9 protein-coding genes are annotated in these 11,959 nt (G+C 50.0%); 3 read left to right on the top strand and 6 right to left on the bottom strand.

Annotated features, from left to right (window positions below):
* The first annotated feature begins 25 nt into the window (after nucleotides 1-25).
* Both yojO and eco read left to right on the top strand, forming a co-directional pair.
* Nucleotides 26-190, top strand: a complete 165-nt coding sequence (gene yojO / locus C3D30_RS20720; protein WP_032337191.1) for a protein YojO — start codon at nucleotides 26-28, stop codon at nucleotides 188-190.
* 130 nt (nucleotides 191-320) lie between these two features.
* Nucleotides 321-809 carry a serine protease inhibitor ecotin gene (gene eco / locus C3D30_RS08660; protein ID WP_105284969.1) on the top strand — a complete coding sequence of 163 codons (489 nt, stop codon included), beginning with the start codon at nucleotides 321-323 and terminating at the stop codon, nucleotides 807-809.
* Nucleotides 810-891: 82 nt separating this feature from the next.
* Here eco and mqo read toward each other — a convergent pair whose 3' ends face one another.
* The 6 genes from mqo to ompC all read right to left on the bottom strand — a co-directional run bounded on the left by mqo (nucleotide 892) and on the right by ompC (nucleotide 8,536).
* Entirely contained in the window at nucleotides 892-2,538 is a 1,647-nt protein-coding gene (mqo, locus tag C3D30_RS08655) for a malate dehydrogenase (quinone) (RefSeq protein WP_105286759.1), read from the bottom strand.
* Nucleotides 2,539-2,755: 217 nt separating this feature from the next.
* Nucleotides 2,756-4,399 (bottom strand): microcin J25 efflux ABC transporter YojI, encoded by a 1,644-nt coding sequence (gene yojI, locus C3D30_RS08650; protein WP_032225729.1) that lies wholly within the window; start codon nucleotides 4,397-4,399, stop codon nucleotides 2,756-2,758.
* 75 nt (nucleotides 4,400-4,474) lie between these two features.
* Nucleotides 4,475-5,125, bottom strand: coding sequence for a DNA oxidative demethylase AlkB (gene alkB / locus C3D30_RS08645; protein ID WP_105286758.1), 651 nt, complete (start codon nucleotides 5,123-5,125; stop codon nucleotides 4,475-4,477).
* On the bottom strand, nucleotides 5,125-6,189 hold the full coding sequence (gene ada / locus C3D30_RS08640) for a bifunctional DNA-binding transcriptional regulator/O6-methylguanine-DNA methyltransferase Ada (protein ID WP_105286757.1): 1,065 nt from the start codon (nucleotides 6,187-6,189) through the stop codon (nucleotides 5,125-5,127). Before ada ends, alkB begins: the two co-directional genes overlap by 1 nt.
* A 73-nt stretch (nucleotides 6,190-6,262) precedes the next feature.
* A complete protein-coding gene (apbE, locus tag C3D30_RS08635) occupies nucleotides 6,263-7,318 on the bottom strand; it encodes an FAD:protein FMN transferase ApbE (protein ID WP_105286756.1) in 1,056 nt (351 codons plus the stop codon).
* A gap of 111 nt (nucleotides 7,319-7,429) precedes the next feature.
* The gene (ompC, locus tag C3D30_RS08630; RefSeq protein ID WP_105286755.1) at nucleotides 7,430-8,536 is read right to left on the bottom strand and encodes a porin OmpC; all 1,107 of its coding nucleotides are present in this window, start codon (nucleotides 8,534-8,536) and stop codon (nucleotides 7,430-7,432) included.
* Nucleotides 8,537-9,273: 737 nt separating this feature from the next.
* Here ompC and rcsD point away from each other — a divergent pair.
* Nucleotides 9,274-11,946: a phosphotransferase RcsD gene (rcsD, locus tag C3D30_RS08620; protein ID WP_105286754.1), complete on the top strand. Its 2,673-nt coding sequence runs from the start codon at nucleotides 9,274-9,276 to the stop codon at nucleotides 11,944-11,946.
* Nucleotides 11,947-11,959: the final 13 nt, after the last annotated feature.

Raw genomic sequence — 11,959 nt, 5'->3', positions numbered from 1 at the left:
TAAGATATTAAAGGATGTGTCAAAGATGCATACCCCGATCGGGGTAAAACCTGTAGCAGGATCAAAAGAGTGGTGGGAAGAGTGGCAAAAACGAGCTTTTGCTCACATTTCAAATGGTTATAAACACATTTATATAGCGATTAATTCACCAGAGATATTTCAGCTGGTTTGTTCTCTCATTAGCATTTAACACTAAAAGAGCAGGTAAAATTGTCTGAATGTTCTTTCAGTTATTCATAAAGCAAATTAATAAATCTGATGAATATGTTAACCTTCAGCGACATCCTCGGTGAAAACCTATAAATGAAGAAGGAAAACAAATGAAGACCATTCTACCTGCAGTGCTGTTTGCCGCTTTCGCCGCAACCTCAGCCTGGGCGGCAGACAGCGTCCAGCCACTGGAAAAAATCGCCCCTTATCCGCAAGCTGAAAAAGGCATGAAGCGTCAGGTGATTCAGTTAACCCCGCAAGAAGATGAATCTACCCTGAAAGTAGAACTGTTGATCGGTCAGACGCTGGAAGTCGATTGCAACCTGCATCGTCTCGGCGGAAAGCTGGAAAGCAAAACGCTGGAAGGCTGGGGCTATGATTATTATGTCTTTGATAAAGTAAGCTCGCCGGTTTCCACGATGATGGCCTGCCCGGATGGCAAGAAAGAGAAGAAATTTGTCACCGCGTATCTGGGCGATGCCGGAATGCTGCGTTACAACAGCAAGCTGCCGATCGTGGTATATACGCCAGACAATGTGGATGTGAAATACCGTATCTGGAAGGCGGAAGAGAAAATTGACAACGCGGTAGTCCGCTAAACTGCGGTGAAGTGCTGCACTCCGTATGTCGGATAAGGTGGTTACGCCGCATCCGACACTCAATGCCGGATGCGGCACACCATTACAACGCAATATCCGCGACTTCTTTTTGAACGGGTTGCGGTTTCAACTGCGGTTTCGGCGTACTATCTGCTGCTTGCGGTTTGTCGTATTTCAGCCCCAGCACTTCGCTGGTGTACTGCAACTCGCGTTCTGTTGCCGCTACATCACCGTTCAGCTTGCGTCCATAAGACGGAACGATCGCTTTCAACGTTGCCTGCCATTGCGGGCTGGAAACGCGATCGCCAAATACTTTTTCCAGCAGATTCAACATAATCGGCGCGGCGGTTGACGCCCCTGGCGATGCCCCCAAGAGCGCGGCAATGGTTCCTTGCTGGTCACTGACCACTTCGGTACCCAGACGCAGTACACCACCTTTCTCGGCATCACGCTTGATAATCTGCACACGCTGCCCCGCTTGCCACAAACGCCAGTCCTCTTTTTTCGCTTGCGGATAGTACTCTTTCAACGCTTCAAAACGATCCTCTTCACTCAACATCACCTGACTTACCAGATATTTCACCAGATCGAAATTATCCAGCCCAACGTGCATCATCGGCATCACGTTAGAGGTGGTGGTGGAACTCATCAGATCCCACAATGAACCGTTTTTGAGGAATTTGGTTGAGAAGGTGGCAAATGGCCCAAACAGCACTACGCGTTTACCGTCCAGAACACGGGTATCGATATGCGGAACCGACATCGGTGGTGCGCCAACGGATGCTTTACCGTAAACTTTCGCCAGATGGTGATTAACCACGTCCGGGTTTTCCGAAACAAGGAACTGTCCGCCCACCGGGAAACCGGCGTAGTCTTTCGCTTCCGGAATCCCCGATTCCTGTAACAGCTTCAGCGCCGCACCGCCCGCGCCGATAAAGACAAATTTGGCACGAATGTTCTGTGCAGTGCCGTTTTTCAGATCGGCAACGGTGACGGTCCAGGTGCTATCGTCATTACGTTTGAGAGCGCGGACTTCACTGCTGAGTTGCAGCGAGAAGTTAGACTTCTTCTGCAAGGAAGCTATTAACTGGCGGGTGATCTCGCCGTAGTTCACATCAGTGCCGATTTCTGTACGTGTAGCCGCCACTTTCTGCTGTGGATCGCGCCCTTCCATCACTAACGGTGCCCACTCTTTGATCTGCGCGTGATCTTCAGAGTAACGCATACCGCGAAACAGCGAACTTTGTTGCAATGCCGCATAACGGGCGCGCAGGAAATTGACGTTATCCTCACCCCAGACAAAGCTCATGTGCGGAACGGTATTGATAAATGAACGCGGAGTACGCAGCACGCCGCGCTCGACCTGGTGCGCCCAGAACTGGCGGGAAATCTGAAATGCTTCGTTAATGGCGACTGCTTTTTCAATACTGATGCTGCCATCGGCGTTTTGCGGGGTGTAATTGAGTTCCATCAGCGCAGAATGCCCGGTTCCGGCGTTGTTCCAGCCGTTCGAACTCTCCTGCGCAACCCCCTCCAGGCGCTCTACCATGGTCATCGACCACTCTGGCTCCAGCTCGCGTAAATAAGTCCCCAACGTGGCGCTCATAATGCCGCCGCCAATCAACAGTACATCAGTTTCCTGCTCCTCGGACGCTTTCGCTTTTGCCGCCATCGAAACGGCATTAAGCCCCACGGCCATCGAGAAGAGCATGGCAGTCACTTTTTTCATCTTGTTAATGCCTTACTTTTAGTCGCTTTATTGCAGGTGAGATTTGCGCGGCATCAACGGTAACACTTAAGTAACAACATTTAAATAATGTTTATAAATTATATTCTAATTTTAGAAACATTGTAATTTCGTTGATTAATTATAGGGTTATTAGAAATGAAGGGATTTTTAGAATATTTACCTGGCGGCAGAAATCCGCCAGGTCAGCGTCAAAATATTATGCCGTCCGGGCAACGGCATCACGCGAAGCAGCATCGCGCTCTTCGCCAGTCAGCTCGCTAAGTTGCCCGTTGCGCATCTCCAGCAGGCGGTCGGCGTGGATAAAGTAATGGTCATCATGGCTGATGGCGAAAATAGTTTTCCCCATCTCCTGCATCAGCGGCAGCAGCACCTGATAAAACTCACGGCGGAAGTGTGGGTCCTGATCCGCCGCCCATTCATCCAGCAGGATAATATCGCGTTCTTCTGCCAGCGCCAGCAACAGCGCCACGCGTTTTTTCTGCCCTTTTGATAACTTCAGGTTAACAATACGCCCGTTACTTAACTCCAGCTTATGAGCCATTTTCAACTGCGCCAGCCACTTCTCAACCAGTTGCGGATTAGCAGGTTTTCCCTCTGGCCCCAGCAGTTGATCAAACAGCCAGACATCGGTAAACACGGCGGAAAACAACTTGCGATAATCCTCCGGTTTTTCGCCGCTGATGGGTTTACCATCCAGCAAAATTTCACCGCTTTGCGGCTGATACAACCCCGTCAGCAACATCGCCAGCGTCGATTTTCCACTACCGTTGCCACCAATCAGAAACAACAGTTCGCCACGTTTAATGGTGAGGTTGAGTGGGCCAACGGAAAACGCGTTGTCCTGATAACTAAACGTCACGTTACGTAGCTCCAGCGTTTGCCAGTCAGGAAACGCCTGCGGGCGTGGAAACTCCGCTTTGAAAGGCGCGAGCGCGAATTTGTTCAGCTTGTTAAACGCCACCTGCGCCGTCAGCAGCGTCGGCAATGCGCCAACCGCAGAAAGCAGCGGCGTGCGCAGGAATAACAGCGTCAGCGAATAGGTCGCGGCAACGTTGGTATCAGCCCAACCGAGACTGTTCGCCATCCAGAACACCAGGCCGATAGCACCCAGCATCATGATGTTTGACCAGTTCACAGCACTAAGATGGAAGGTGTCAGCACGGATAATATGATGGCGATATTCTTGCGCATCAGGAATGTAGAGGTTGTTAAACACATACTCGGCGCGTTCCCGGTTCAGAGTCAGCTCTTTGCGCCCTTCGAGTACAGTTTGAAAATCCGTGTACAGCTTGTCTTCGGTTTCACGCAGGGTCGCCATATGTTTGTACACCCGCGCCACCAGTACAAAACCACCCCAGATGGTGACTGCCATCCAGATAGCCGTTACCAGCAACATTTTGCCCGACAGCATCCACAGATACGCCGCTGAACCGATAGTGAGAATGATCCCCTGCACCAGTTCCGGCAGACGCACAAAAGCAATGGTGATATTGCGCACATCGCTGGTTAACCCCGCCAACAACGAGGCGCTACCAAGTTGTTCAATGCGCTCGACGTGAGTATCGAGAATCCGCTTGATAAATTCACTACGCAGTCGGTAAACGAAGTGATGACCCAAAGTGGTGAGCGCCAGTTGCGATCCGAGAGTGACTGCCATCAACAGCAGCAATAATCCCAGAAACTCCGGCAACACCAGCAGACTGGTATCCGCCGTTTCGATAAGGCGCTGATTGATAAAAGCAATTAAGCCAATGCCTAATGCCGCACTGGCGAGGCTTAGCGCCATCACACTGATAAATGGCCAGCGATACTGCCGCCAGACAAGTACAAGAAGTTCCATGCAGAAAACCCGGACAATGAATTACAGCCCGCAGTTTAAACATCTTCGCGCGCACAGCAATAATAATTCTTATTTTTATTCTTTTTTACCTGCCTGACGAAAAGTCAGGTTGTAGCGGCAGTCGGCGGTGAGTGGATGAAACCCTGCTTTCAGCGGTTGAATGCCGTGATAAAACAGCCGCGACTCACCGCCCCACACCACCACGTCGCCATGCTCCAGCAACAGTCGTTTTAGCGGATCATTACGTTTCAGGCCACCAAATTGAAAAATCGCGGGTAAGCCCAGAGAAACAGAAACAATCGGTGCGCGCAGATCCGGTTCGTCTTTATCCTGATGTAACGACAGTTTCGCGCCAGGGGCATAGCGGTTGATCAAACAGGCATCTGGCTGGAAATCTGGATAGCCCGCCGCCGTGGCTGCACGCTGACATAAATCATGAAAACTTTGCGGCATCGCAGGCCACGGGTTATTTGTTTGCGGATCAATGGGCGAATAGAGATAACCCTGCCGATTGGTGGTCCAGCCCAGACGCCCGCAGTTGGTCATCGCCACCGACATGGTATATCCGCCGGGTGTGATCATCTGGCGAAACGGCGACTGGCGGGCGACATTGCTGATTCCCTGCATCAGTTGCTCCGCAGTATTAAAGGCAAAACGGCGCAGGATCACCGCGCCAGGTGCCAGGGGTTCTTGCCACGGTTCAGCATCAGCAAACAGATCCAACATTATTTCTCCTCGTTTTCAGCTTCACGACGTAGCAACTGTGCTTTACGCGAAACACCCCAGCGGTAACCGGAAAGTGTGCCATCACCACGTACCACCCGATGACAAGGTATAACGATCGCTAACTTATTGGCGGCGCAGGCACTTGCCACGGCACGTACCGCTTTCGGTTTGCCGATGGTGTTTGCCAGTTGCTGATAACTCACAGTTTCACCGCAAGGAATGGTACGCAGCGCCTGCCAGACTTGCTGCTGAAAAGCGGTGCCGCGAATATCCAGCGGCAACGTCAGCGGCGTATCCCGGTTATTGAGGCTGGCGATCACTTCACGCACATGTTGCTGAAACGTCGGGTCAGCGGGTGCGTTGTCGGCAGCGGGAAACATCTGCCGCAGTTCACTGATTAATGTCGCGTCATCATCACCCAGTAATATCGCGCAAATCCCCCGCTCGCTTTCTGCCACCAGGCAACGACCCAGCTCACAATCAGCCAGTGCATAACGCACAGCCAGGTTTTCGCCACCGTGACGAAACTGTTTAGCCGTCATGCCCAGCGTTTCATCGGCTTTACGGTAGTAACTGCTGCCGTCGGGGAATCCGGCATTGAGAATAGCCTGGGTCACGCTCTCCCCTTTCACTAACGATTCCCGCAATCGGCGAGCGCGCCAGGCCTGCTGCCAGACTTTCGGTGTCATTCCGGTAGTCGCTTTAAACAATCTATGCAGATGGAACGGACTCATCGCCACCTGGTCGGCTAAGGCTTCCAGCGTTACAGGCGTTTCCTGTTCCAGCAGTCGGCAGGCGTGGGTAATTTTATCAAGGCGATGTTGTTGGGGATTGGCTTTGTCTGGCTGACAACGTTTGCAGGGGCGAAAGCCAGCGGCAAGCGCCTCGCTGGCATCAGAAAAGAAGGAGACGTTTTCCCGCAGAGCGTGTTTAGCCCGACAAGACGGACGACAAAAGATGCCCGTGGTGCGCACGGCGAAGACAAATTCGCCGTCGGCGTTTGGGTCGCGGGCTAAGACAGATTGCCAGCGTTGATCGTCAGTTAAGCGTGTGGCGTTGTTCATAATCAGCTCCCTGGTTAAGGATAGCCTTTAGTCTGCCCGGTCACCATTGCGCAAAAACCAACAATCTTGCGCTTTAATTTTTTTCGCTGATAAGGAAGCTTTTAAACTGCGGCGACATCCAGGTTTTAAAGCTATCGCCCTCTTTGGTGATCATATAGACCGCCAGCCCTTCCCGGCGAACGACTTCTTTGGCTTTATCCGGCCCGAGCACCATTAAGCCAGTATCCCAGGCGTCGGCTTCCAGCGCCGTCGGGGCAATCACCGTCACGGATACCAGATTGTGTTCAATGGGACGCCCGGTTTGCGGATCAATAACATGGGAAAGGCGTTTGCCGTCCAGCTCGTAATAGTTGCGATAGCTGCCAGAAGTGCTGATACCGTGACCATTGATGTCAACCACGGCCTGAACCGCGTTTTCTTTATCGGTCGGTTTTTGGATCGCCACCCGCCACGGCTGCCCTTCGCCGTTCATGCCACGGCTGTTCAGCGCGCCGCCCACCGACACCAGATAGCGGGAAAGCCCTTCCTGCTCCATTAAGCGTGCCAGATGATCTGCCGCATAACCTTCGCCAACGGTAGAGAGATCGACATATAAATCCGGCAGATCTTTTTGCAGATATTGTTGATGTGACTGATTAATGACCGTCAGATGCTGTAAACCCGTTTTGGCTTTCATCGCGTCGATCTGTTCCTGGTTCGGGATTTGTACCGGCTGTTGTTCCGGGCCAAAGCCCCACAGATTCACCAGCGGCCCGACAGTAATATCCATCGCGCCATCGGTTTTGGCGCCAATGCGCAGCGAGGTGGTGATGATATCGGCCATCGCTTCACTTACCGGCCACGGCGACAAACTTTTCGAGTCGTTAAAGCGCATCAGCGCGGAGTCTTTTTTATAGGTCGAAAGCAGCTGATCGTCGGCGTCCAGCTGGGTCTGAATCTTCTCTTTAAGTTCAGCACTGCGTTTGGCGTCAAGGCCAGGGATGCTGGCACGCCAGAAGGTTCCCATCGTTTTGCCTTCAAGAACGGTAACTTCAGTAGCGTGGGATTTGGCGGGTTGTGTTTTTTGATCGCAACCAACAAAGAAGAGCGCGGCAGCCAGCAATGCCACGCGGGTAAAGCTTATTTCCATACGTGATTATCCTCATGCGAACGGTCGCAAGAGTACACCAAAAAACTGCGTTTGTACGCTGAAAACAATGAAAAAAGGGCCCGCAGGCCCTTTGTTCGATATAAATCGAGATTAGAACTGGTAAACCAGACCCAGAGCTACGATGTCATCAGTGTTGATGCCAGCAGCGCGGGTGAACTGGTTGTCGTCCAGCAGGTTGATTTTGTAGTCAACGTAGGTGGACATGTTTTTGTTGAAGTAGTAGGTAGCACCAACATCAACATATTTCAGGATATCTTCGTCGTCGTAGTTACGACCAGCAACGACACCCAGGTTTTTACCTTTAGACTGCAGGTATGCTACAGACGGACGCAGACCGAAGTCGAACTGGTACTGAGCAACAGCTTCGAAGTTCTGTGCTTTGTTCGCCCAACCCAGAGAACCTACGCGAGTTGCGTTGTAGGTCTGGGTGTACTGAGCAGCCAGGTAGATGTTGTTAGCGTCGTATTTCAGACCACCAGTGTAGGTTTCAGCACGGTCGCCAGTACCGATGAAGCCTTGGTTGTTCTGATCCCAGGTACGTTTGGAGCTGGATACTGCAGCACCGATACCAAAGCCTTCGTAATCATAAGTGATAGAACCGCCAACGCCGTCGCCGTTCTGACGCAGAGCACCACGACCGTTGTTGGTCATGCCTTCGCCGCTTACGCTACCGTTTTTACCCTGGTACTGAACAGCAAAGTTCAGACCGTCAACCAGACCGAAGAAGTCGGTGTTACGGTAGGTCGCGAAGCCGTTACCACGCTGCTGCATGAAGTTGTCAGAACCGTAAGTGTCGCCACCGAATTCTGGCAGTACGTCGGTCCAGGAAGTTACGTCGTAAACAACGCCGTAGTTACGACCGTAGTCGAAAGAACCAACGTCCTGGAATTTCAGACCAGCGAATGCCACACGGGTCCAGGAGTTTTCTTTGTTGTCTTCAGAGGTATTGCCCTGGATCTGATATTCCCACTGGCCGTAACCGGTCAGCTGGTCAGTAACCTGAGTTTCGCCTTTGAAACCAAGACGTACATAGGTCTGGTCGCCGTCTTCTGACTTGTTGTCAGAGAAATAGTGCAGGCCGTCTACTTTACCGTACAGATCTAATTTGTTGCCGTCTTTGTTGTAAACTTCAGCAGCGTTTGCTGCGCCTGCTACCAGCAGAGCTGGGACCAGGAGGGACAGTACTTTAACTTTCATGTTATTAACCCTCTGTTATATGCCTTTATTTGCTTTTTTATGCCACTGCATACTGATTAACCCTCATTAATCAGTCGGCAAGTCCATTCTCCCCAAAAATGCAGAATAATCCAACACGAATATGATACTAAAACTTTTAAGATGTTTCATTTATCGCTATAGATGTTTCAAAATGTAAATATGATGGAACTTTTTAAGATTCTTGATGATTGGCGAAATAAGCACCTAACATCAAGCAATAATAATTCAAAGGTAAAATCAATAACTTATTCTTAAGTACTTGATAGCACTGAATGCCAAAACAAAATCTTCACTCGCAACTAAAATATGTCTCGCTATCATCATTAACTTTATTTATTACCGTCATTCATTTCTGAATGTCTGTTTACCCCTATTTCAACCGGATGCCTCGCATCCGGTTTTTTTTACCCTTCTTTACACAACTTTTATTTTTTTGTACTACCGCTAGAAAATTATAACGCTTGTTAATAATTTCACAAAAATTTAACAAGATATAATTCCCGCCATCTTTTCTTTATCCGTAATTAATTTCGCTCTTCTTTTTGCAGATTATTTGTACAGCAGAATGCGGTGTGTACATCTATTTCCCATCGGGCAGAACGAGACATATCGTTGAGGAATAGAGAATCATCTATCGGGTAATAGTCTGGAATTTCGCACTGTACCCTTTATACTGCCCTATCACTTCGCGAAGTTTTAACAGGTCATAAACACGAATGCGTCAGAAAGAGACAACGGCCACGACCCGCTTTTCACTCCTACCGGGGAGCATTACCCGCTTCTTTTTACTGTTGATCATTGTGTTGCTGGTGATGATGGGTGTAATGGTACAAAGCGCAGTCAACGCCTGGCTGAAAGATAAAAGCTACCAGATTGTCGACATTACTCATGCTATACAAAAGCGCGTCGATACCTGGCGTTACGTGACCTGGCAGATCTACGACAACATCGCTGCAACGACTTCACCTTCCACCAGTGAAAGTTTGCAAGAGACGCGTCTGAAACAGGATGTCTACTATCTGGAAAAACCGCGTCGCAAAACAGAAGCCCTGATCTTTGGTTCTCACGACAACTCAACGCTTGAGATGACCCAACGAATGTCTACTTATCTGGACACATTATGGGGCGCAGAAAATGTACCGTGGTCGATGTATTATCTGAACGGGCAGGATAACAGCCTGATTCTTATCTCGACCCTGCCGTTAAAAGATCTCACCTCCGGATTTAAAGAATCGACTGTCAGTGACATTGTTGATTCTCGTCGCGCGGAGATGCTGCAACAGGCTAACGCACTGGATGAACGTGAAAGTTTTTCTAACCTGCGCCGTCTTGCCTGGCAGAACGGTCATTATTTTACCTTGCGTACAACCTTTAACCAGCCGGGACATCTGGCAACGGTGGTTGCATTTGATCTGCCTATTAATGATCTAATCCCGCCAGGGATGCCGCTGGATAGCTTCCGTCTTGAACCAGAAGCAGGTACTGCGGGTAACAATAATAATGAGAAAGAAGCAACGGATAGCGTCAGCATTAACTTTAATAGTTCGAAGATTGAAATCTCTTCGGCGCTCAACTCCACCGATATGCGGCTGGTCTGGCAGGTTCCTTACGGCACTTTGCTGCTGGATACATTGCAAAACATTCTGCTGCCACTGCTGCTGAATATCGGTTTGCTGGCACTGGCACTTTTTGGTTACACCACCTTTCGCCATTTCTCCGGGCGCAGCACAGAAAGCGTTCCCAGCACCGCAGTGAATAACGAACTGCGTATCTTGCGGGCAATAAATGAAGAGATTGTGTCACTGCTGCCACTCGGTCTGCTGGTTCACGATCAGGAATCGAATCGCACAGTTATCAGCAATAAGATTGCCGACCATCTGCTGCCGCATTTGAATCTGCAAAACATCACCACCATGGCAGAACAGCATCAGGGGATTATTCAGGCGACCGTCAATAACGAGCTGTATGAAATTCGCATGTTCCGCAGCCAGATAGCGCCGCGTACGCAAATCTTCATCATTCGCGATCAGGATCGCGAGGTGCTGGTGAACAAGAAACTCAAGCAGGCGCAGCGTCTGTACGAGAAAAACCAGCAGGGCCGGATGGCCTTTATGCAAAACATTGGCGATGCGCTGAAAGAACCCGCACGGTCACTGGCGGAGAGTGCGGCTAAACTCAACTCCCCGGAAAGCAAACAACTGGCAAATCAGGCTGATGTGCTGGTGCGCCTGGTCGATGAAATTCAGCTAGCGAACATGCTTGCGGACGATAGCTGGAAGAGCGAGACCGAGCTTTTCTCCGTACAGGATTTAATCGATGAAGTGGTTCCTGCTGTGCTACCGGCAATGAAGCGCAAAGGCCTGCAACTACTGATTAACAATCATCTGAAAGCACACGATATGCGCCGTGGCGATCGCGATGCTTTACGCCGTATTTTGCTGCTGTTGATGCAATATGCCGTCACCTCAACGCAACTGGGGAAAATTACCCTTGAGGTTGATCAGGATGAATCCTCTGACGAACGTCTGACTTTCCGCATTCTGGACACCGGAGACGGTGTAAGCATTCATGAAATGGATAATTTACACTTCCCGTTCATCAACCAGACCCAAAGCGATCGCTATGGCAAGGCGGACCCGTTGGCATTCTGGTTGAGTGATCAACTGGCGCGAAAACTGGGCGGTCATTTAAATATTAAAACGCGGGACGGGCTTGGTACACGCTACTCCGTGCATATCAAAATGCTGCCTGCAGACCCGGACGTTGAAGAGGAAGAGGAACGTTTACTGGATGATGTCACCGTGATGGTGGATGTAACTTCCACAGAAATTCGGAATATTGTCACTCGCCAGTTAGAAAATTGGGGTGCAACCTGTATCACACCCGATGAAAGATTAATTAGTCAGGATTATGATATCTTTTTAACGGATAATCCGTCTAATCTTACTGCCTCTGGCTTGCTTTTAAGCGATGATGAGTCTGGCGTACGGGAAATTGGGCCTGGTCAATTGTGCGTCAACTTCAATATGAGCAATGCTATGCAGGAAGCGGTCTTACAATTAATTGAAGTGCAACTGGCGCAGGAAGAGGTGACAGAATCGCCTATGGGTGGAGATGAAAATGCACAACTCCATGCCAGCGGCTATTATGCGCTCTTTGTAGACACAGTACCGGATGATGTTAAGAGGCTATATACTGAAGCAGCAACCAGTGACTTTGCTGCATTAGCCCAAACGGCTCATCGTCTTAAAGGCGTGTTTGCCATGCTAAATCTGGTACCCGGCAAGCAGTTATGTGAAACGCTGGAACATCTTATTCGCGAGAAGGATGTCCCAGGAACAGAAAAATACATCAGCGACATTGACAGCTATGTCAAGAGCTTGCTGTAGCAAGGTAGCCTAT

Origin of the sequence: Escherichia sp. MOD1-EC5433 (assembly GCF_002966005.1) — a bacterium.
Classification (GTDB): Bacteria; Pseudomonadota; Gammaproteobacteria; order Enterobacterales; family Enterobacteriaceae; genus Escherichia; species Escherichia ruysiae.
The sequence above is the reverse complement of the archived record's forward strand: the minus strand, read 5'-3'. Positions and strand labels throughout refer to the sequence as shown.